The sequence below is a fragment of the Pseudomonas sp. A-RE-19 genome, assembly GCF_019956555.1.
In the GTDB taxonomy this organism is placed as follows: domain Bacteria; phylum Pseudomonadota; class Gammaproteobacteria; order Pseudomonadales; family Pseudomonadaceae; genus Aquipseudomonas.
In genome coordinates this window covers 1-22,328 of the sequence record NZ_JAHBDQ010000001.1, presented here as the reverse complement: position 1 = coordinate 22,328, position 22,328 = coordinate 1, and the positions used below count along the sequence as shown (strand labels likewise).

General features: G+C 50.8%; 21 protein-coding genes. 18 read left to right on the top strand and 3 right to left on the bottom strand.

Annotated features, from left to right (window positions below; all coding sequences use genetic code 11):
* The 15 genes from KGB14_RS00105 (at position 1) to KGB14_RS00035 (ending at position 15,312) form a co-directional block, all read left to right on the top strand.
* Entirely contained in the window at positions 1 to 1,326 is a 1,326-nt protein-coding gene (locus KGB14_RS00105; RefSeq protein ID WP_223483552.1) for a UDP-glucose dehydrogenase family protein, read from the top strand.
* Positions 1,327 to 1,518: 192 nt separating this feature from the next.
* A complete protein-coding gene (locus KGB14_RS00100; protein WP_223483551.1) occupies positions 1,519 to 2,820 on the top strand; it encodes a lipopolysaccharide biosynthesis protein in 1,302 nt (433 codons plus the stop codon).
* A gap of 19 nt (positions 2,821 to 2,839) precedes the next feature.
* Complete coding sequence (locus KGB14_RS00095; RefSeq protein ID WP_223483550.1) at positions 2,840 to 3,721, top strand: glycosyltransferase; 882 nt, start codon at positions 2,840 to 2,842, stop codon at positions 3,719 to 3,721.
* The gene (locus KGB14_RS00090) at positions 3,711 to 4,814 is read left to right on the top strand and encodes a glycosyltransferase family 4 protein (protein WP_223483549.1); all 1,104 of its coding nucleotides are present in this window, start codon (positions 3,711 to 3,713) and stop codon (positions 4,812 to 4,814) included. Before KGB14_RS00095 ends, KGB14_RS00090 begins: the two co-directional genes overlap by 11 nt.
* Before the next feature lie 154 nt (positions 4,815 to 4,968).
* A complete protein-coding gene (locus KGB14_RS00085; protein ID WP_223483548.1) occupies positions 4,969 to 6,090 on the top strand; it encodes a DUF1972 domain-containing protein in 1,122 nt (373 codons plus the stop codon).
* The gene (gene rfbB / locus KGB14_RS00080) at positions 6,087 to 7,154 is read left to right on the top strand and encodes a dTDP-glucose 4,6-dehydratase (protein WP_223483547.1); all 1,068 of its coding nucleotides are present in this window, start codon (positions 6,087 to 6,089) and stop codon (positions 7,152 to 7,154) included. The genes KGB14_RS00085 and rfbB overlap by 4 nt, the downstream gene beginning before the upstream one ends.
* Positions 7,155 to 7,198: 44 nt before the next feature.
* Entirely contained in the window at positions 7,199 to 8,077 is an 879-nt protein-coding gene (rfbA, locus tag KGB14_RS00075; protein WP_223483546.1) for a glucose-1-phosphate thymidylyltransferase RfbA, read from the top strand.
* Complete coding sequence (gene rfbC, locus KGB14_RS00070) at positions 8,074 to 8,613, top strand: dTDP-4-dehydrorhamnose 3,5-epimerase (RefSeq protein ID WP_223483545.1); 540 nt, start codon at positions 8,074 to 8,076, stop codon at positions 8,611 to 8,613. Before rfbA ends, rfbC begins: the two co-directional genes overlap by 4 nt.
* 2 nt (positions 8,614 to 8,615) lie before the next feature.
* Positions 8,616 to 9,509, top strand: coding sequence for a dTDP-4-dehydrorhamnose reductase (gene rfbD / locus KGB14_RS00065; protein WP_223483544.1), 894 nt, complete (start codon positions 8,616 to 8,618; stop codon positions 9,507 to 9,509).
* A gap of 449 nt (positions 9,510 to 9,958) precedes the next feature.
* Positions 9,959 to 10,231: a hypothetical protein gene (locus tag KGB14_RS00060; RefSeq protein ID WP_223483543.1), complete on the top strand. Its 273-nt coding sequence runs from the start codon at positions 9,959 to 9,961 to the stop codon at positions 10,229 to 10,231.
* 87 nt (positions 10,232 to 10,318) lie between these two features.
* The gene (locus KGB14_RS00055) at positions 10,319 to 11,431 is read left to right on the top strand and encodes a polysaccharide biosynthesis/export family protein (protein WP_223483542.1); all 1,113 of its coding nucleotides are present in this window, start codon (positions 10,319 to 10,321) and stop codon (positions 11,429 to 11,431) included.
* Between the two features lie 14 nt (positions 11,432 to 11,445).
* On the top strand, positions 11,446 to 12,105 hold the full coding sequence (locus tag KGB14_RS00050; RefSeq protein ID WP_317851004.1) for a YjbF family lipoprotein: 660 nt from the start codon (positions 11,446 to 11,448) through the stop codon (positions 12,103 to 12,105).
* Positions 12,102 to 12,869 (top strand): capsule biosynthesis GfcC family protein, encoded by a 768-nt coding sequence (locus KGB14_RS00045; protein ID WP_223483541.1) that lies wholly within the window; start codon positions 12,102 to 12,104, stop codon positions 12,867 to 12,869. Before KGB14_RS00050 ends, KGB14_RS00045 begins: the two co-directional genes overlap by 4 nt.
* Positions 12,866 to 14,956 carry a YjbH domain-containing protein gene (locus KGB14_RS00040; protein WP_223483540.1) on the top strand — a complete coding sequence of 697 codons (2,091 nt, stop codon included), beginning with the start codon at positions 12,866 to 12,868 and terminating at the stop codon, positions 14,954 to 14,956. Before KGB14_RS00045 ends, KGB14_RS00040 begins: the two co-directional genes overlap by 4 nt.
* The gene (locus tag KGB14_RS00035; protein ID WP_223483539.1) at positions 14,953 to 15,312 is read left to right on the top strand and encodes a VanZ family protein; all 360 of its coding nucleotides are present in this window, start codon (positions 14,953 to 14,955) and stop codon (positions 15,310 to 15,312) included. Before KGB14_RS00040 ends, KGB14_RS00035 begins: the two co-directional genes overlap by 4 nt.
* A 277-nt stretch (positions 15,313 to 15,589) precedes the next feature.
* Here KGB14_RS00035 and KGB14_RS00030 read toward each other — a convergent pair whose 3' ends face one another.
* From KGB14_RS00030 to KGB14_RS00020, 3 genes are read right to left on the bottom strand one after another with little or no spacing between them, the layout of a single operon-like run.
* The gene (locus tag KGB14_RS00030; protein ID WP_223483538.1) at positions 15,590 to 16,636 is read right to left on the bottom strand and encodes a glycoside hydrolase family 99-like domain-containing protein; all 1,047 of its coding nucleotides are present in this window, start codon (positions 16,634 to 16,636) and stop codon (positions 15,590 to 15,592) included.
* Positions 16,637 to 16,652: 16 nt separating this feature from the next.
* On the bottom strand, positions 16,653 to 17,825 hold the full coding sequence (locus tag KGB14_RS00025) for an acyltransferase family protein (protein ID WP_223483537.1): 1,173 nt from the start codon (positions 17,823 to 17,825) through the stop codon (positions 16,653 to 16,655).
* 12 nt (positions 17,826 to 17,837) lie between these two features.
* Entirely contained in the window at positions 17,838 to 19,232 is a 1,395-nt protein-coding gene (locus KGB14_RS00020) for a hypothetical protein (protein ID WP_223483536.1), read from the bottom strand.
* A gap of 296 nt (positions 19,233 to 19,528) precedes the next feature.
* On the opposite strand from KGB14_RS00020, the gene KGB14_RS00015 reads away from it, so the two are divergent.
* The 3 genes from KGB14_RS00015 (at position 19,529) to KGB14_RS00005 (ending at position 22,036) form a co-directional block, all read left to right on the top strand.
* Entirely contained in the window at positions 19,529 to 20,626 is a 1,098-nt protein-coding gene (locus KGB14_RS00015) for an acyltransferase family protein (protein WP_223483535.1), read from the top strand.
* Complete coding sequence (locus KGB14_RS00010; protein ID WP_223483534.1) at positions 20,623 to 21,387, top strand: SGNH/GDSL hydrolase family protein; 765 nt, start codon at positions 20,623 to 20,625, stop codon at positions 21,385 to 21,387. Before KGB14_RS00015 ends, KGB14_RS00010 begins: the two co-directional genes overlap by 4 nt.
* 199 nt (positions 21,388 to 21,586) lie before the next feature.
* Entirely contained in the window at positions 21,587 to 22,036 is a 450-nt protein-coding gene (locus tag KGB14_RS00005) for an IS66 family transposase (protein ID WP_411740763.1), read from the top strand.
* Positions 22,037 to 22,328: the final 292 nt, after the last annotated feature.

Genomic DNA, 22,328 nt, shown 5'->3' with positions numbered 1-22,328 from the left:
ATGAAAGTCACTGTATTCGGAATTGGCTACGTAGGCCTTGTTCAAGGGGCGGTGCTAGCCGAGATTGGACACGATGTAATTTGTGTGGACGTAGATGAGCAAAAAGTAAGAAACCTGGAGCAGGGAATTATCCCAATCTATGAGCCTGGACTGGAGGTCTTGGTTAAAGAAAACTACACCGCCGGAAGATTGAAATTCACGACGGATGCTGCATCAGCAGTGAAGCATGGAGAGGTTCAATTCATTGCGGTAGGCACGCCCCCTGATGAGGACGGATCTGCGGACCTGAAATATGTACTGGCCGTTGCTGAAACGATAGCAAGTAACATTGAAAAAAATTGTATTATCATAAACAAATCTACCGTTCCTGTTGGGACGGCTGATAAAGTGAAAGATCGAGTTGCGAGCGTACTTTCTCAACGCGGCCGCACTGATCTTTCATTTGACGTTGCATCGAATCCAGAATTTTTAAAAGAAGGTTCCGCAGTATCGGACTGCTTGCGTCCGGATCGGATAATTGTCGGAACGGAGCAGGCTAGCACAGAAGAAGTCATACGTGACCTTTATGCTCCGTTCAACCGAAATCACGAAAAAATAATTGTCATGGATGTTCGCAGTGCTGAGCTGACGAAATATGCAGCCAACTGCATGCTCGCAACAAAAATCAGCTTCATGAATGAGATTTCTAACTTGTCAGAAATGCTCGGAGCTGATATCGAAATGGTACGAAAAGGTATAGGTTCAGATCCAAGAATTGGCTACCACTTCATCTATGCAGGATCCGGCTATGGTGGATCTTGTTTTCCTAAAGATGTACAAGCCCTCATTAAAACATCTGAGCAACTGGACTTTGATGCAGTAATTCTGAAATCCGTAGAAGCAAGAAACAATGAGCAGAAGAGTGTGATTTTCAGGAAAATATTTAACCACTATGATGGAAATATTGCAGGAAAAACATTCGCTCTCTGGGGCTTAAGTTTTAAACCGAATACGGATGATATGCGTGAAGCACCCAGTCGCGTACTGATGGAGGCTCTTTGGAAAAACGGCGCCAAGGTGAGAGCGTATGATCCGGAGGCGATGGAAGAAACTCAGCGAATTTACAACAATCGTGAAGACCTGAGTCTATGCGGAACCAAAGAAGAGACGTTAAAAGAAAGCGATGCTTTAATTATCATAACTGAATGGCAGGCCTTCAAAGCCCCCGACCTGGATCAAATTAAAAGCCAACTTCGCGAGCCTATAATATTTGACGGAAGGAATCTTTACAGTCCTCAAAAGCTTAAGGATAAGGGCATCAAATATTACTCTATAGGCCGTCAGTAGCTTTACAAGTTGAAGCGGGGGCTTTAGCCCCCACTTCAAACAAGCTCTAGAGGTTATGTTTCAGCATCTGTCCGGATCCCTATGCTGCAATATGATATGGATCTTGCTGGTCGTCTCAGCCAACTTGGTCAGACACAAAAGCGATCAGGCTATTGAAGTCAACTACTCAAACAATTGGCTACCAAGACCACAATGAACATGCTCAAATCAAAATCATTTCACTTGCTATGCGTTCGAATTGTCGGCGCCATAGCAGTGCTGCTTGCAAATATTGTCATTCTGAAAATAGAAAGCAGTGATTTGGCGGGCCTGTTTCTTGTTGCTTACACTATATTTCAGATTTCCGCGGTTATCGCACGCTTCGGATCGGACATCCACCTGGTAAGAAATTACTATAAACAATCAAGCGAGGCAGTGCAGGACTGCTTCAATCAATCTGTAGTCGTTAGCCTTTTGATGGGTTCAATACTGATCCCGATTACTTACTTCCTTGGAGATTTCTACGTCCAACACTGGAGTAGCATCTCGAGTGCTAGCAATGATCACTCATCAATACTTCTTATCTTTATATTGATTCCTGTGTTTTCCGCTGCCAATACTGTTTTTTTTATATATCAAGCCAGGCATAAGACTGTCATTCAAATCTTGGGTATAAATGTCATTCAGCCTTGGGTTTTTTTGGTTATCTATCTAGCGATTAAGTTCGCCACTCACCTTGATTTTCTATCGTTAACTCCCGATACAACCATTGTAACCTCCTTCTACACCTCCATTTTAATTTACCTAATTGTTTCTGCTGTGTTTGCAAAGAAAGCAAACATGACTTGGGCTCCGATAGCAGCGTTGTCTAAAAAGCCACTCAATAAAATTCTAGCCTCACAGCTAAAGTATGCATCCGCAACAATAGGAACTCAGCTAGTTGGTTGGTTGCCCTATTTGTTAGCGTCCCTGCTTTTAGGGGCTTCATTTGCTTCAGTCTTTAACATACTCCAGAGACTGGCAATGCTTTCAACTTTTATATCGGTATCAATAAATTCTATATCCGCGCCTCAGTTTTCAGAGCTTTCCAGCCGGTTAGACTATCGCGCAATAAAAAAAATATTTTGGTCCAATACGAAAAAGTTAACTTCTTTCTCTTGTGTTTATCTAGTTGCCCTACTGGTATTAGTCAGGTTTAGCGGGCAAATACCGGAAAGCTTTCACGTCGCATGCTACATCGTATTATTAGGGTTTTTTGTAAATTGCTCTACGTCAGTGTGCGGATATTATTATCAGAATGCTTCAAATATTCACCATCTTAACGTAGCGCTGTATCTGACCATTGCACTATCTCCGTTCGTGACTTATTGGCTTTTAGGGGGCTGGGGCACATTGGGTGCAGCAGTTGCCATAGGGGGTACCATTGCATGTGTTAATGTAATCTTATTCCCGCTAGCCACACTAGATCTTAATCGACGCACGTCGGCAAAGGTTATTAGTTCAATTCAATCGTAGCTAAACTTTCAGGTTTGTCATGACGCGCACACAGAGCCAACGTGTACAAGTTAACTTCCTTGTTGTGGTTTACTCTACCAATCCTGGCTTAACCACTACACTCAAGTCGCTAGCTACCCTGGATTTTCAGTCGGCAAAAATTCTTCCAAAGTTTTCAATTTGGGATAATTCTGAGCGGGGATTCGGGGAGGCATCAATCCCAACATTGCCTGGTGAAATAACGTATCACCACAGTGGAAAAAACGAGCGCCTTTCAACGGTATACAACACCCTGATCTCCAACAGTGCAGGCTCGGACTATTTTATAGTTTTGGACGACGACTCCAGCATTACTAATGATTATATATCCAGTTTGGATTTGTTTTTCAGAAGCCGTGTGCCAGTGGCTGTACCTCAAATTTTGTTCAACAACAACCTTATATCACCTGGAACAGTAAAGGGTGTTCGCGGCAGGGCTTTGAACCTGCAGAGTTTGGTGACAGGCCCCGTCCCGTCCAAAAACATAGTGGCCATGATGAGTGGGACCGTCATATCTAAAGAAGCATTGTTGCGGGGCCTGAAGTTTGATGAGCGCTTGAGTTTCTATGGGGTCGATACACGATTTTTCATCGACTATGCAAACGACTATAGCGAAATATTCATTCTCAAAACATCAATTCCCCATAGTTCGGCACTCAGAGAGAGCGGACAAGCTTATACCAAAAAAGTTCAGCGATTCCGGAACCTCATACTGTCGAGGCCACTGGTTTTCGATTACGTCAAGCATCACAGATTAAAAATATCATTATATGTGCTTTTTTTTAGTCTAAACACATGCCTTAAAGAAAGAAATATCAGATATTTATCCCTGATGCTGCTTGCACTAGACATACTGAATCCAAGGAAATCATATGCGAGATGAAATACTTTGCCTTCATCAAAGCTCCGAGTTGTACGGTTCAGATCGAAGTTTCCTTACGGCAATTGAGTCAATTTCCGCAAAAAAGAAAATCCACTGCATTCTACCTTTTCGTGGGGAGCTCTCTCCGTTAGTTAAAAATATCGGTGCCGAAGTCGAGTATTATCCCTACGGAATATTGAGAAAGCAGAAGCTGAAAAACCCAGTCAGCTATAGCGTGGAACTCATTAAGGCGACCTTGTATTACGCAAGGAAGTATAAGGCCTTTAATGCAATATACATAAACACGACTGTCATGTTGTCAGCGTTGCTCGCTGCAGGATTCTATAGACTTTCCAAGAAGAGTTTCTTTTGCCACATTCGAGAAATTCCAGATAAAAAACTCATTGTGATCTTCCGTTTGCTCCTACGGTTTTCAGGTGCAAAATTAATATTCAATTCAGAGGCTACGAAGGCCGCTTTCAACCTTCCGGGAACTGTAATTTATAATGGTGTAGCTCCCCTTTACAGCGTTCCGTCGGTGCGTACTGAAAGAGACTGTAAGAATCTACTTCTGATCGGCAGGATAAACACCTGGAAAGGGCAAGATTTCTTAATTGATGTCATTGGGAAGTTAGCCAGTAACGCTAGAGATGACCTTCAAATAAGGATAGTGGGTAGCCCTTTTGAGGGATACGAATACCTGGAAAAGGATTTAATCGAAAAAGTAAACTCATACGGGATTTCCGACAATGTCGAATTCTTCCCTTTTTGCTCGGATCCAACCGAGCATTTTCAATGGGCAAACTATGTTGTTGTCCCCTCCACGAAGCCGGAGCCGTTCGGTCGAGTAGCGATCGAAGCCTACTCTGTCGGAAAACCGGTGATAGCTGCAGGCCATGGTGGCTTGGTAGAGATCGTTAACCACGAAAAAGACGGTTTCCTTTTCATCCCTGCCAATCAAAGCAGTCTTGAGGATGTCCTGCTAAAACTTCCTCTGCCTGGCAGTCCGGCGTACGAAAAGCTGAGCAAGTGTGCACTGGATACTTATTACAAAAAGTTCTCAATAAAAAGCTATAAAAAGAACATAAATTCAACGCTAGAAAATTCCTATTAAAAGCAAAGCAATTGTTGTTGAAGCGAACACGGCAAGGGTTAATAAATTGAGCAATCAAAAAAGTACAAATTTCAATGTTTAGATCAGATTAAAGCATTTTCAAAACTTCAGATAACTCTGAAAGCCCATCACATTGAAAGAACCAAAAGCCTCTATGAAAAGCCTCTATATCCTCGGCATCCGCGGCGTCCCCGCCAAACACGGCGGTTTTGAAACCTTCGCCGAAAAGCTCTCCCTCTATTTGGTCAAGCAGGGCTGGAAAGTCACTGTCTACTGCCAGGAAGAAGGTTCCGGCGGTATATCGACCAGTGTATGGAAGGGTATTCATCGGATTCATATCCCGATCGCCAACACCGGCGTGGCGGGCACAGTGTTTTTCGATTGGAAGGCCACGGTCCATGCGCTGGGCCAGAAGGGATTGTTTCTGACCCTCGGCTACAACACGGCGGCATTCGGTATTCTGCAGCGGATCAAGGGCCAGACCAATGTCATCAATATGGATGGCATTGAATGGCGGCGGGAGAAGTGGGGGCTGGTGGCGAAAACCTGGTTCTGGCTGAACGAGCGGGCGGGTTGCTGGATCGGCAACCACCTGGTGGCCGACCACCCGAAAATCAGGGATCACCTGGCCACCCGGGTCAAGGATTCGAAGGTCACCATGATCCCCTATGGCGGGGACCGGGTGCACGAGGCAGACCCGGTCGCGCTGGCCGGTTATGGCCTGGAGCCCCATGGTTTCTCGGTGGTTATCGCCCGGCCGGAGCCAGAGAACTCCTTTCTGCAGGTCGTCAAGGCCTTCAGCAGCAAGCGCCGTAACCATAAGTTGGTGGTGCTGGGCAACTTCACGCCAGAGAAGAACGAGTACCACAAGCGAGTGATGGACGCAGCCGGCGAGGAAGTGATCTTCCCCGGCGCTATCTATGAGGCGGCGGTGGTCCGGGCCCTGCGGTTTTTCAGTCGCTTTTACATCCATGGCCATCAGGTAGGGGGCACCAACCCTTCGCTGGTGGAGGCATTGGGCGCCGGCTGTTCGGTGATTGCCCATAACAACCATTTCAACCGTTGGGTCGCCGGTGATGCGGCGGTGTACTTCGATGACGAGCACGACTGTGCCGAGTTGTTCGAGAAGTACCTGCGCGACGACCACAACCATTTGATCACGGCGATGAAGGCTGAAGGCACCCGCCGCTTCAACGAAAAGTTCACTTGGGAAACCATCCTTTCCCAATATGAAAAATTACTGATCCAGTGGTACCCCAGGGAGTACAGCAAGTGACCCAACGAATTATCGTCACCGGCGGTGCCGGTTTTATCGGCTCCGCCGTCGTTCGCCATCTGATCGACAACACGGATGTGAGCGTGCTCAATATCGACAAGCTCACCTACGCCGGCAATACCGAGTCCCTGGCGTCGGTGGCGGATAGCGCCCGGTATGAATTCCAGCAGGTGGATATCTGCGACACGGCGGCGCTGCACGAGCTGTTCGCGCGTTTCCAACCCGATGCGGTGATGCACCTTGCGGCCGAGTCCCATGTGGACCGTTCCATCGACAGCCCGTCGGATTTCATCCAGACCAATATCGTCGGCACTTACAGCATGCTGGAGGCCAGCCGCCGCTATTGGTCGGGGCTGGCGGCGGGGCAGAAGCAGAGCTTTCGCTTCCACCATATCTCCACCGATGAAGTCTATGGCGACCTGGTAGGTACCGACGACCTGTTCACCGAGACCACACCCTACGAGCCGAGCTCGCCTTACTCGGCGTCCAAGGCCGGCTCCGACCACTTGGTGCGCGCCTGGCACCGCACGTATGGTCTGCCGGTGCTGGTCACCAACTGTTCGAACAACTACGGGCCCTTCCACTTCCCCGAGAAGCTGATCCCCCATGTGATTCTCAATGCCATCCACGGCAAGCCGCTGCCGGTGTATGGCGATGGCTCGCAGATCCGCGATTGGCTGTTTGTCGAAGACCATGCCCGAGCGCTGTTCGAAGTAGTGTCGCGCGGCACCGTGGGCGAAACCTACAACATCGGCGGGCACAATGAGAAGCGCAACCTGCAAGTGGTGGAAACCATCTGCGAACTGCTCGATGAGCTGCGCCCCCGAGATGAAGAGCTGGGCTCATACAAGGAACTGATCACCTTCGTCACCGACCGACCCGGGCATGATCGTCGTTACGCCATTGATGCGAGCAAGATCGAGCGTGAGCTCGGCTGGCGACCACAGGAAACCTTTGAAAGCGGCCTACTCAAAACGGTTCAGTGGTACCTGGATAATCAAGGGTGGTGGCAACGAGTCCTTAACGGTGAGTACCGCCCGGAGCGTCTTGGCCATATCGGTTGAACAATTCAAACCCTGCCTCTTTAAACTTTGAAGGGAATCCTCATATGAAAGGCATCATTTTGGCGGGCGGCTCCGGCACTCGCTTGCATCCTATTACCCGTGGTGTATCCAAACAGCTGCTGCCGGTCTATGACAAGCCGATGATTTATTATCCGCTGTCGGTATTAATGCTGGCGGGCATTCGCGAGATATTGATTATTTCCACGCCGCAGGACTTGCCCAACTTCCAGAACCTGTTGGGTGATGGCTCTTCTTTCGGCATTGAACTCAGTTATGCCGAACAACCTTCTCCCGATGGTCTGGCCCAGGCCTTTCTGATCGGCGAGGATTTTATCGGCGACAGTAATGTGGCGCTGATTCTGGGCGACAACATCTTCTACGGTTATGGCTTCAGCGCCTTGTTGCGCGAAGCGTCACAACGACAGACCGGTGCCACCGTCTTCGGTTATCGAGTGAGCGATCCGGAGCGTTTTGGCGTTGTCGAGTTCGACGATAACGGCAAGGCGATTTCGATCGAAGAGAAGCCTAAACATCCGAAGTCCGACCATGCTGTTACCGGCTTGTATTTCTACGATAAAGACGTGGTGAGCATTGCAAAGCAAGTTAAACCTTCGATCCGCGGCGAGCTCGAAATCACGGATGTGAACAACGCCTATCTGGAGCGCGGGGACCTGCACGTAAGCGTACTCGGGCGTGGTTTTGCCTGGCTGGACACCGGGACCCATGATTCGTTGATGGAGGCCGGGCATTTCGTCCAGACCATCGAAGCGCGACAGGGCTTGAAAGTGGCCTGTCTTGAAGAAGTGGCCTATCACCAGGGTTGGTTGTCGGCTGCGGAGCTAGATAGACAAGCCACCGCGTTACACAAAACCGGTTACGGCCAATACCTGGCACGGGTGCTGACCACGGAGCCTGCGAAATGAATGTCATCAACACCCGGCTGCCTGGCGTACTGATTATCGAGCCTAAAATCTTCGGCGATGCCCGCGGGTTCTTTCTCGAGAGCTATCACCAGCAGCGTTATCGCGATGCCGGCATCGAATTGCCTTTCGTTCAGGACAATCACTCGCGCTCGCAATATGGCGTGCTACGTGGTTTGCACTTCCAGCGGACTCGGCCTCAGGGCAAGTTGGTGCGGGTCACCCAAGGTGCGGTGTACGACGTGGTGGTGGACATCAATCCAGAATCCCCCACTTGTGGTGAACATGTGGGCGTCAAGTTGACGGCTGACAACCACCTTCAGCTATGGGTGCCGCCGGGTTATGCCCACGGTTTCTGTGTGCTCAGTGATATCGCCGATTTTCAATACAAATGCACCGATCTGTATTACCCCGAGGACGAGGGTGGTCTGCTCTGGAATGACCCGGAGCTGGACATTGCCTGGCCGTTGGAGTCGCCTCAACTCTCGGAGAAAGACATGCGCAACCCGCGCTTGCGTGCGGTGTTGAATGGAGAATGACCATGCGAGTTCTAGTGACTGGGGCACAAGGGCAGGTCGGGTATGAGTTGCTGCAGAGGGTTCCGCGCGGGTTTAACGTCATAGGCTACAACTCGAGGGAGCTGGATATCAGCGATCGGGCACAGGTCCAGGAAGTCTTGTCCCGGGTCAAGCCGCAGTTGTTGATCAATGCGGCGGCCTATACCGCAGTGGACAAGGCTGAAAGCGAAGTCGATCGCGCTTATAAGGTGAATCGCGACGGTGTTGCGCACCTTGCACTGGCGGCCGAAGAGTTGGGGGTTCCTCTGCTGCATATTTCTACTGACTATGTGTTCAGTGGTGACAATGACAGCGCTTATAAACCCGATGATGAGACCGCACCTTCCGGCGTGTATGGATTGAGCAAACTGGCTGGCGAGCAGCAACTGCAGCAACACTGTTCGCGTCATGTGATTTTGCGAACAAGTTGGGTTTTTGGCGCCCATGGCAATAACTTCGTTAAAACCATGCTTCGCCTTGGACGTGATCGGGATGAGCTGGCTGTGGTGGCGGATCAACGCGGTTGTCCAACTTCGGCCGGCAGCATTGCCGATGCATTGTGGACCCTCGCGGCGATTTTTCAGCGCGACGGCGCGCTCAAGTGGGGCCTGTACCATTACTGCGGCGCTCCAGCCAGCACTTGGCACGACTTCGCCGATGAGATTTTCAGCCGGGCACTGGTGTTGGGCTTACTTGAAAAACGCCCACGCTTGAAGGCCATCACCACCGCTGAGTATCCAACTCCGGCCAAACGCCCGGCCTCGTCAGTGCTGGATTGCCAAACCCTTGAGCAGGCTCATGGATTGGTGCCGCGAAGCTGGGCAGGGGAGTTGCAACGGGTGCTTAAACAACTGGAAAAAGTAGCCTCTGATGCCTGACTCCTCACAGCCCCGATACGTGTGCCGTTACTCAGTCTTTTTTTATTAGCGGTCTATACTTGATATTGAAATACAGTCCGCGGTCCTTTTTGGCTGGAACTTCCAATCACAATAAGCCCTCAAGACTCCAATGCCGGGAAAATCCTGACTAATAATAACAATAAGCCTGTTCGGCGAATGACCCGCGCTCAAAAGTCTGTGTTGAAAATGCCTTGTTGTGCCGCCAAAATCGTAAAAAACGTCCGCAATCTCCCGTCCGACGCAAATGCTTTGCCCGAGGTGTGGGGAGGAGAGGTCTATGGCGTGCAACACCTATAAATGACATGCTCCAAAGGAGGCAATGCGCATGAACTGCTCGTTCAATCGGTCAGTTTCATTCGTTCTGCTGTTCCATTCCTGGTCCTTAGTATCAAATCTTATAGAGAGTTGATGTCGAGAAGGAGTCTGATATGAAGAAACTACTTACGGCCGGCTTGCTGGCTGTCATGAGTACCGCGGCATTGGCAGCGGGTGAACCAGTGAGCCAGACGGCGAGTGAAAGCGAGCCACTGTCGTTGAACACCCCGCTGGTTGGGGGCGTGACGGTCGCCGAAACTGTGGTGCTCGGCGCGGCTATTGTCGGTGCAGCAGCGGCCGCTTCAAACTCCGGTGGCAGTTCCAATGGTGGTACCTCTGGAACGGGCGGCACCACCGGTACAGGTGGTACGACGGGCACCAACTAATACCCCGCGATATATGTTGTTCAAGATCACTCAGAACTTTCTGGGTGATCTTGTTTTAGCCTTGCCCTCGACTAGCGTAGTGCCATTATGATCCGTAGATTATCTGTTGTTATGCTGGCAAGTATCAGCTTGCACGGCTGTATGTTTTCGCCTGGTCAACACATGGACACCAGTCAAATGGTCGGTGACGGCTCTCCGGAAAGTAACCGGGTGGAGCTTATTCCCATCACGCCTAAATTGATTGCCATGGATGCTGCCACGCAAGTTCGTGAATCGGTCCCTCCGGCATTGTCATCCTATGTTCCGGGCGGTTATCGCGTGGGCGCCAATGACCTGTTGTTTATCACGGTTTGGGATCACCCTGAGTTGACGGCGCCTTCCGGTCCGCAGCAGCAGATTGATGCCAACGGTCGTCTGGTTCGTCCGGACGGCACGCTGTTTTATCCCTACATCGGTAATGTTCCGGCGGCCGGTAAAACCATCGAAGAGTTGCGAGCCTTTATTGCCGAACGCTTGTCGCAATTTGTCGAAAGCCCTCAGGTCGACGTCAGCGTATTACGCTTCGCCAGCCAGACCGTGGTGATTTCCGGTGCGGTGCTCAAAGCCGGCCTGCAGCCAATCACCACCACCCCGCTGGGCGTAGTGGAGGCCATTGGCGCGGCAGGTGTGGACCCGTTGAACGCAGACCTGTCAGGCCTGACGCTGACCCGGGACGGACGCGAATACAAGCTTGATCTCGACACCCTCAATCGCCAGGACTCACAGCTACAAAGTGTTTATCTCAAGGGCGGTGACCGGCTGTACTTGCCTTATAACGACCAAAAGCGAATCTATGTCATGGGTGAGGTCAACCAGCCTCGCGCGCTGAGCTTCAAGAGCAAATCGATCAACCTGACCGATGCCCTGGGCACGGTGGGGGGCTTGAACCAGACCACCTCCAACGGCAACGCGGTGTACGTGATTCGCGGCGCGGATCACCTGGAAACGGAACCGGCCAAGGTGTTCCAACTCGATGCCGAATCCCCTTCGGCGCTGGTGCTGGCCACCCGTTTCGACTTGCAGCCGCAAGATATCGTCTATGTCGGCCCGGCCGGCGTGACGCGTTGGAACCGTTTGATCAGCCAGCTTCTGCCTACAGCCACCGTCCTTGGGACTGGCGCCAGCTCCCTCAATGACCTCAGCGAAGCCAACAGCAGATAAGGCTCTATCCCGCCGTGAAAACTTTGCCTACCTGTGCCTTTCTGACGATGGCTCTCTCGCTGTGCGGGTGTAATCCGTTGACGAAGGCCTCCTGGGACACCCTTGAAGCGTCCGTCGCGGGGCCTGCCTCCATCAACTTGACCCGCGCTCAAGTCGACGCCGTGCCGTACCCACAGATCCTGGTCACCACCGTTTCCAGCGAGGGGGTGATGGCCATGGCCCGTCGGCGGGGTGACCTGCAGTTCTGGGTCGCTTCCGGCAAACAAGTACTGATGATGCGCGACGGGTTGGTGGTGCGCACGGTTGGGCTGGGCGTTTCACTGGATGGCACTCGCTTCAATGATGAGTCACCTTTCAAGCGCGGCCTTCAGCATTTGCCAGAGGGTTACACCAGCACGCGCTGGGTCGACATCTACGACGGCAACCGAATCGGTATCGCGGTCAACAGCCGTTTCAGCCTTCACGGCATCGAGACCATCAGCATTCTGGACAAGGATTACGCCTTGCTGCGCATCGACGAGCAGGTGGATGCACCCACCCTGAATTTCCGCGCCACCAACCGCTACTGGGTCGACCCCCAGGACGGTTTCATCCTGCGTAGCGAGCAGCATCTGACGCCGCAGCTGTTTCTGAAAATCGTGCAGTTACGCCCTGATCGGGGAGCTGCCCGGTGAAGTGCTCAATTCTTTTAATACTGGGCCTGCTGATGATTGGCCCTGGTGTCGGCCAAGCGGCCGTCACGGTCAGCGGTGACGTGCGCAGCCCCGGCCACTTCGATATCAAACCCGGTGCACGCTTGATGGACGTCATTCGCGACGCCCAACCCAATGCCGAAAGTTACTGGCTGGGCGCGGCCTGGCTGCACCGCTCATTGGAGGATCGGCAAGCACGTTTGAAGGCCGGGGTCCTGTTCGATCTGAAACTGCTGCAACGGGGTGCCTTGCTGGATGGCAGGAACTCGCGAGCAGACTTGAGCGCGCGAATGTATGAACAGGTCGAGCGGCTGCCGGTCACCGGGCGTCAGATCGCCGTGCTCGACCCGATCGCTGTGGAAGTGGGCTTCGCCCGCAACGCTTTGCTGGATGATGGCGACCGTCTTATTTATCCCGCGCGGCCCTCCACGGTTGAAGTCCTGGGGGCGGTCGCGCAGGTCTGTCATGTGCCTTACCGCGCCCTGCAGGAAGTCCGTGTTTATGCTCGGGACTGCACCATTCTTGACGATGCCGAACGCGATTATCTGTGGCTGATCCAGCCCGACGGTCAGGTGCGGCGCGTGGGCGTGGCAGCATGGAATCGTGAGGACGGCGTCGTGGCGGCTCCAGGCAGCAGGATTCTGGTACCGATCAGGAACGACGATCTCGAAACGCCGACCCCTGAGCTCAATCAACAGCTTGCTGAGTTTCTCGCCACTCAACCCCTGGCTGAGGTGGCCCCTTGAAGTTACATTTTGCTGCTGTTTTGCTTCTACCCTGCGGATTGGTTCATGGCGAACCGCGTTACACCCAAAGTGATTTTGGTGGTGTCGGTCTGTTACAGACCCCCACCGCGCGTATGGCCCCCGTGGGGGAGCTAAGCGCCACGGCCAGTCGTACCGACCCTTACTCGCGCTACAGTTTTTCCTTGCAGCCGCTGGATTGGCTAGAGGGCTCGTTTCGTTATACCGCGATCACCAACCGCAAGTACGGCCCCGAGGATTTTAGCGGCGACCAGAGCTTCAAAGACAAGGCCATCGACATCAAGGCGCGGCTTTGGGAAGAAAGTCACTGGGCACCGCAGGTCGCCGTCGGTGCCCGGGATATCGGCGGTACCGGGCTGTTTTCCAGCGAATATTTCGTCGCCAACAAGCGCTATGGAGACCTCGATTTCAGCTTCGGCATTGCCTGGGGTTATTTGGGTAATCGAGGGGATTTCAGTAACCCGTTGGCGGTCTTCGGCAGCAGTTTCAACGACCGGCCAGAGAGCACGGCGGCTGTCGCCAGGGCAGGGGACGTGAACACCAACGCTTACTTCAGGGGCCACCCTTCGCTGTTTGGCGGGGTTGCCTATCAAACGCCGTGGGCACCGCTGAGCCTGAAGCTCGAGTACGAGGGCAACGACTACGAGAATGAGCCGCTGGACAACCCGCTCAAGCAAGACCTGCCGATCAACATCGGCGTGGTCTACAAACTGGCCGATAGTGTTGATTTGAGCGCTGGCTGGGAGCGGGGCAACACCGCGATGTTCGGCATCACGCTGCACACCAACTTTGTCAGCCGCAAGGCACCGGTCAAGACGTATGACCCTCCCGCCGAGCCGCTGCCGGCGCGAGCACCGTCGACCCCGGCCGACCAGGTCAACTGGGCCAATGTCTCCGACCGGCTGCAGCAGAATGCCGGCTACAAGGTGAAACGCATCACCCAGCGCGGTTCGGAACTGATGGTGTATGGCGAGCAGTCCCGCTATTTTTATTCGGCCAAGGCCGTCGGGCGGGCTAGCCGGATTCTCGATAACAGCGTCAATCAGGACATTGACTGGTTCACCCTGGTCAACCAGCGTTATGACATGTCCATCGAGGAAACCAGCGTGCCGCGGGAAACGTTCCGCGCGGTCGTGAACAACGACCAGCCGCTGAAGGATCTGCACCGTACGACTGAGGTCAATCCGGCGACTGCGCACCGGGAGACTACGCTTTACACCCAGGCGCTGGAACCGTTCAGCTACGGCTTGGGCCTGGGCTACAAACAGAACATCGGCGGCCCCGACGGATTGCTCTATCAGTTCACCGCCGATGCCGACGCGGAGTACCGTTTCACCCGCAATACCTGGTGGAGCGGCTTGCTCAGTGCAAACTTGGTCAACAACTACGACAAGTTCACCTACGACGCGCCGAGCGGTTTACCGCGAGTGCGCACCGATCTGCGCAAGTACCTGACCACCTCCGATGTGACGATGCCGACGTTCCAGTTCAACCATGCGGCGCAATTGGATCGTGATTTGTACGGCATGGTCTATGGCGGCTACCTGGAATCCATGTTCGCCGGGGTTGGCAGCGAAGTGCTGTATCGACCCACGGGGAAACGCTGGTCGGTGGGTGCTGATCTGAACTTCGTGCGTCAGCGCGATTTTGATCAGGGCTTTGGCCTGCGTGATTACCAGACCGTGACGGGCCATGTCACCAGCTATACTGAGCTGCCCGATGACATGCTTGCGGCGGTCAGTGTCGGGCGTTATCTGGCGCGAGACTGGGGCACTACTGTCGACGTGTCGCGGGTGTTCAAGAACGGCGTGAAGTTTGGTGCCTGGGTCACTCTGACCAGCGCGTCGAAGGAGGAGTATGGCGAGGGCAGCTTCGACAAAGGGATCTATGTTTCCATCCCGTTCGACGAGTTGATGAGTACCTCCACCATGCGCCGAGCCAATATCGTCTGGGCGCCACTGACGCGCGATGGTGGTGCGCGCCTGAGCCGTGCCTACTCGCTACAGACCATGACCGACGGACGCGACAGCGACCTGTTCTACAACAACTTCGAGAAAATTACCGAATGATTACATGGTTCAAGGGTTTGGTTGAGTTACCGTTCTGGCTCCGGGGTCTGATCTTTGCCGCGGTGACCGTGATTCTGCTGTTCGCCGGATTGCGCTCTCAGCCGATCCCGGAACTGTTCGTCGAAGAGGACAAGCTTCATCACTGGATCGGCTTTCTGGTTTTTGCGTGCAGTTGTCGCTTGGCCTTTCCCAATGTGAGATTTTGCTGGATCGCCGTGGGGTGTTTGCTCACCGGCGTACTCATCGAGGCCGCGCAAGGTTTAATGCCGTTACGTACGGCTTCGCCCTACGACATGCTGGCAAATAGCATCGGCGTGTTGATGGGGTTATTGATTTCAAGGTACTGGGTGCGTTGAAAAGGCACGAAATACCAATCAGCCATGCTTGCATGTTGTAACCGTAGATCCTCTCTCTATCCCCCTCCAGCAACACCTCTCTTGTCGATGGCGTGAACACCATCGCCCCATGTAATCGGCGTCGAGGACCCCGTCCGGCCTTTCAATTTCATACCCATGGTTTATCTTGCCGTCAGCGAGCCCAGCGCTGGCGGCAGCGTATAACCGAGCCGGAGTAGCCGGCCTGGCCTGTGAAAGACCGTATAAATAACTGCGAAATAACAGCTTGCTTTAAACACTATTGGGTTTTGAGGATCTTATGTATTTGCTCAAGATAGTCGAAACCAAATTTTTTAGTTGGTTCAATATAAGACCCTTCCCCGAACTCGTTCCAGCAGCAAATAATTATGGTGTTTAGCGTTTTTTTCGGATTGTCAAGAAGTTCTTTCTTTGCCCGGGATAAATGCTCTGAAAACTCCTCTGGAGTGCTGTAGGAATTATCGTGCGCTGGATCGCTGCTTCCACCCCAAGGCGTTCTATCCCACCCTGAGGTCACTGGGATGACGTAAGGCAAGGGGCTTGTTCTCAACGTAAAGTCCCAAGTTTTGGAGTAGCCATCCATCAGCTCCGAATAGCTTTTGGATAGAGTACGAATATTTGGGGTTTTTGACGGTCCGTACTGATAGTTGTAGGCGCTCACTGCATCATACGTTTGGTTTGGTAGTCCAAGTGTTAGTGAGTCATTTTTTGAACCTGACGTCCCAATGAAAAAGATTCCGTTAAGTCCAGAATTTTTTGCTAGTTTACGTGCTCTCGTTAGTAGTTTCTTGGGGGATGATCCAAATTTCTCTGAGTCTTTGCTTAGCATGTCTGAAGAAAATATATACACTACAGGCTTGCCGTCGATTTTTTTATATTTTGGGTTTTTGAAATAGTTGGAAATCCAGTAATTAACTATTTCATCAAACTGTGACAGGCTTTCCGGAGTGTTCGTATGGTTTGCCCATAATAGAGCAAACTCTACGTTGAAGTTCTTGGCATTTTTTATGTATGAGTCTATAGCATAGGTGCGGTTTTTTACACCTGTTCCTGGATCCCAATACCAATCATAGGCAATGAAGTTTATCCCGTATTTTTCCATCCATTGTAGGTGCCTTCTCGTCACCTCATCCGATCCCTCTGTGTACCATCCTAGAAGCGGCTCTCGTTCGGGGTGCGCTTTGATTTTCGCCCAGCCATCTACATCTGGCCTTTTCCAGCCGGGGTAATAGTAGACTCCGACGTCAATGGCATAGGTGGTGGAAGTTATCAGGGATAGAAATGAAGCAACTAGTAGCTTTTTCAAAATGGCACCGTAAGTCCTAAGTGTTAGTGGGTTCAGCAGTGCTTAGTGATTGGGGGGTGGGCTTTGTCTTGTTTTTGTTGGGTGCTATAAATGGCTTTTCGATGAATAGGTAGGTGACGACAGATGTGCCTGACACTACGATTAGTACGATAGGGAGCAATGCGATAAAAGTCAAAATTCCGGTTTTGGAAAAATCAAAAATGTTGAATGTCGAGAATGCCCAATAAAGTATTAGTCCGTGAGTAAGGTAAATGCTATAGCTTACTTCCCCGAGAGATTTAAGTCCGTGATTTTTCAGTAAGCCAAATATGTCGTTTCCAAGGCTAATAATAGCGAATGGAACTGCGAGCAACAGCATTTGGAGTGTTGAGTACTCTTGATGTTGAAAGAGTGCGGCTGCAATTAATATTGTGGCAATAAATGCCGCGCTTTTTCCTTGCAGTAGGGGGACTGCGTGAGGTAGATGATTTTTGATTAAGACCGGAATGAACCCGAAAAAAAATAGCTGGAAAAGACCAGGTTTAATAAGGTTGTTATGAAGCCCTGACGTCACTAGTGCTAGGGTGGACAATGACAGAATTAGGTAGGCTCTTGGGGGGGTTTTTCGGAATAAGATAGCTATTAGTGGAAGTGTCAGATAGAAAATCCACTCGTAGCCTAAGGTCCAATGAGCTCCAGCAGTCATTCGGATGCTATCCTGGAACCCATTAAATGATGCCCCGAAGAAGATTAGCCATTTTAGTGCCTCTTTTGCTAATACGCTGAGGTGAACCAGTTTGAACTCTGTTTTGATCAGGCTGGTAATAACAAGTGCCGCAAGCACAAATAAATAAAGCGGCATGATGCGGCGTACGCGCGAACTGAGTAATTTGGTCCAGTTTGGCGATGACTCATAAGTTTTTCCCAGAAAAAGAAATCCGGTAATCATAAAAAATAATGAAACCGGGACGGCGCCTAAGTTGTTTAATAGGTCGCTGTCAGGGCGCGTCCAAACCCCAGTGGTTTTCCAATAGTAGGTGGTGATGAAGTGATGGCACACTACTGATGTCGCAAGGATCCCTCGAAGCGCATCTAATGGTGAGGAGCGATCTAAGGATTGTTGAGTTAGCAATGTGGAGTGGCTGAATAGCTTGTTTAATAATGCTATTGATAGTGTGTATAGCAGTAGTAGCGCTGCGATAACTGTCATTTTGAAAGCCTATTAGGAAGCTATTGCGTGATTTTTTGGTGGCATTGTTCCAGGGTAGTTGCCCTGGAACAGGGTAGGTCTCGGTGTGATAGAGCGATTTTCATTGGCTTCAAATTTAAATATATAGTAGAGGGCGCAAATCATGAATAGGGTATTCTGTAGTGTGTCAATGAGGCCGGTGGATATTGTAAAGGTAATGTAGCCAATCATCATTCCCAGATACATGCGTCGAGCAGACTCTCGTTGGATGGTTCGAGCGACTTTGATATAAAGTAAAAAGAAGAATGCAGCATAACTAATGAGGCCAAGAGTGCCTTGGTCAATCATCAAGCGAAATACGATACTTTCAGTATTGAAAAGGTCTGGGTCGAGGCCTGAGGATACAATGTTGCGAGTTGCATCAAGGCCGCCTCCGACAAGCGGAGAGTTAAAGAAATGACGGGCGGAAGCTGCAAATTGTGCGCCGCGCATGGCTAAGTCGGAGCCATTCATGTCTTCGCCGAGGTTGGAATCAAATATGTTAGCAACGGATAGTACTTTATCTCTAAATAGCTCGGAAGTGGAAAAGAGCGTAACAAAAATCAAGGAAAAGGTTAGTGTGTATTTTAAGGATTTTGCTGCGCTTTGGCTAAATGCAAGTATTATAAGCGGAATCGCGAATAAAATAAGTGGGGTTCTAGAGTTTGTGAATAGCGCTCCTCCAATAATTATCGTCGTGGCCAAGCCGATTTTTAGATAATCTTTGAGGTTGAGCTTCGCTTTTTTTAGCTTCACTGTGTAGTAAGTGAGTAACATCATAACAATAAGTGCACCATAAGTGATGGGGTGCGAAATTGTGCCTTGTGCCCGGGTGCCGCGTAAGGTTTCCGCATAGGTTTGAGCAATGATGCGGCCTGTATGAGTGGTAGAGTTAATGAATTCAATGTAAGGATTATAGTTTATTAAGTAGCAGAGGGTGCCGTATGCTGCCAAGGCGCAGTAGCATATTATATATTTGCTCATAAGTGCATTGAGCTTTTGAGGGGTTTGTCTGCCAAGGTATTCGCAGTAGATAGTCACGGGCATGATCACTTCAATGACCAAGCTTGTTAGTGTTAGTAATCCAGAATTACTAGAGCTTATGTTTGATATGGCTGAAACTGCCGAGGAGATAAGGATTAGATAAAATGCACGACTGAAAGGCTTTTGAGGAGTGCGCTGTCTTTTTTTGAATAGGTTCTTTGTCAGGTACATACCTATCATTACAAGGCAAAGATATTTGTAAAGACTGAAGGCGGGCAGTGAGGGTGTATCAAGCAGGAGCAAAGCTTTAGGCGTTAGTACCGTCCAGACTGGGATGAGCAGTACGCTCCTGCGAAATGACAAAGTCATAGCCAGTGTGCCGAGGGCGGCCAGGATAAAAATCATATGTTGGGGCCTTAGGTCGAGTGCTTGCGGTGCATTGGTCTCCCGAGTGGGAGTAGTGCTTAGGCTCTAGTGGGCGAGGAATTGTAAAATATTTGATTTTCTAACATGTTTTTATCATGTTCTACATTGTTTTATTTGGACGAAAAATAACAAGCCATTTACACGCTCCTGCCGTTAAAAATTGTCGGGTATCAGGTGGCGACAAGAAAACTTCCTGAATTTATACTGCTTGTTTCGGCCAAGATTTTATTGGGCCTGCAGCACTTTGGCCATTAATACTTGGAGGTTATAGAATTATGTTGGTAGCAAAAAAGCATGCGGGGAGTGCAGCGGCGGGTAAGTTCGAGTTAATTCAGGTGTTGCGATTCATTGCTGCATTGGCTGTAGTTATCTGCCACTCTGCGTTTTACTCAAAGGAAAGGCTGGATTCAGGGACTATTAGTTATAGCCTTGGTGCTAATGGGGTCCCTCTATTTTTTGTCATTAGCGGTTTTGTGATGATGATAGCTGCTGAAAAAATGCACAGTGTGGAAGGGGCTTGGAAGCTTTTTGCTATACGCAGAATTGTCAGGATTGTTCCGCTTTACTGGTTTGCTACTTCGGTGAAGCTATTCACCCTGCTGGCAGCTGCCGGCCTGGTATTGCATGCGCAAGTTGATTGGTTGTACATAGTGAAGTCCTATTTTTTTGTGCCAGCTATCAATGTGGATAACGAAACCAAGCCACTGTTGGCAGTCGGTTGGACGTTGCTATTTGAAATGTTCTTCTATGCTGTTTTTACACTGGCATTGTTGGTTCGGGTAGATGCGGTAAAATTTACAGCACCGATATTGGTTGCTCTTGCAGTTGCGTCAGTTTTTAAAACGGATGCATGGAATGTGGCTTTGGCTTTTTATGCCGATCCAATAGTTCTGAATTTTTTGTGGGGAATGTTGACGGCTAGGCTAATGCAGCGAAGTGTGCTCATTGAGCGAAATACTGCTGTTATTATTCTGCTGTTTTCCCTTGGCTACTTGTTTTTTCCGCGCTTCCCTGAATATGGAAATACCTTAACGTATGGCTTGGCTTCTTTTTTAGTGGTTTATTGCTGTGCTAGCCTTGAAAAGACGGTAAAGTTTACAGTGCCTCGGGGTTTGGTGTTTTTGGGGGCGGCGTCTTACTCCATTTATTTATTTCATCCTTTAACTGCCCCTGTGGTACCTGAGGTGTTCAAGAGACTTGGCATGATCTATTCTGTTCCGTCGGTGATTGGCAGTATCTTTGTCGCCCTTTGCGTCGGGGGGTTCATTTATCGTTTTGTTGAGTGTCCACTGACGGACAAGCTCAATCGTTATGTTAAACAATACTTTAGTAGTTCAGCTGATTTTAGAAAGCGGGTGAAAAGTTTTGAATGAAAGGTCTAATGAGGGTGTGGGTAGGGAGTGTGTTTGCTCTTGGTTGCTCCTTTTTGGCTGCTGCGCCGCTGTCACAACTAGACGCGGTGATGCCATGTGATACTGAAAACGTCAAGGCTTACCGGATATTGTTTGTCGGTGACAGCATTACTTTGCATGGCTTCGATGAGACGACAAGGAAGAATCTAGGATGGAGTCATACAAGCGGTATGGCCGCGTCCTCCAGGCAGTCCGATTATGTAAGTATTTTAAGTCGAGAAATTAGTGATGCCCGCGAGCAGTCGGCGGTGGTCTGTTATCACACCGCAGGAGGAAGTGGCACAATTGACCAGCGACTCCGAGCGTTGGGCTCTGTAATTAATACGCACCCAAATCTTGTGGTCATTCAGCTAGGTGAGCACGAAGATATTAAAAGCGGAATCGGTATTGTAGAAGAAAATTACAGAAAGCTAATTATTGCTCTACGGCAACTAGACAGTCGTCCGAGTATCATTGCCGTGGGCCCATGGTCCTTGTCTCGTCAGGATGGCCTTGGGCGTTACAGTGGTTGGTCCGGGGAGGTCGATAGAGTGATGGCGTCGGTCTCCTCTAAAGAGCATGTGCCTTACTCTTCAGTAGCTGATATCGCGGCTCTTCCACTAGCCCATGGTGACGGTTCATCTGACGGGGTGCGCTGGCATCCGAATGATTACGGACATGGCTTGTATGCTAAACGTTTATTTTTTTTGTATCAGCAGGCAGCTTCCTCCGTGCGTGATTAATTTTGCGTTTGGGGATGGTTGGTAGTCACTTCATTGTCAATCTGGTTTGTGTGACGAGGTGGGGGTGATGCCTAAAAGGCCTCCCCCGATGACGATGTCCCGCGCCAGAGCTCGGCCCGCTGGGTCATCCAGTGCGGTGAGCACTTTCAGCCACTGCTTAATTTGATGTAACTGCATCGTCCACTACGATGAAATGCGCGTGGAGGTGCTTAAAGAGCCAGATCGGGAGCCAGGCAACCAGTCCTGGATGTGGGTGCAGGCCGGTGGCCCGTCTGACAGGCCGATGATCCTTTTTGACTACTTCACCAGCCGGGCGCAGGAGGTGGCGACGCGCTTGCTCGATGGCTATGCGGCTACGATTACGCCGTGTACCGCGCTGGACGCACAGGCAGGCGTTGAACGTTTGCGCTGTTGGGCGCCGCACGGCGTAAGTTCGTCGAAGCGCAAAAAGTGCAACCCCAAGGGCAAGACGGGACGTGCGGATATCGCGCTGAACCTCATCAACAAGCTTTACGGCATCGAGCGTGACCTGAAGGACAGCTGCGATGAAGATCGCAAGGCCGATCGCTGTAGAAAAAACTGGTTGTTCAGCGACACGCCCAAGGGGCAACGGCCAGCGCTCAACTTCACACCCTGGTCGACACGGTAAAAGCCAACGGCGAAGAATCCTATGCATAGCTGCGCCACGCATAGGAACGTTTGCCACTGGCGTCCTCGGTTGAGGATTACAAAGCCCTGTTACCGTGGAACTGCTCGCCGGTATCACCTGGCTGAACACTTGCCCTATCCTGAAATTGGTGGGGCTGATGGGGCGAGGACAGCCTTTCCTGGAGTAGCGCTTCCCACCACTCTCCCAGGTAACCTCACAAAGAATTTGAATTTGGTTATGTTCCCCCACGGGGAATGGAATGAGGTGTAGAGGGCGGGGGGCTGTCTCTTAT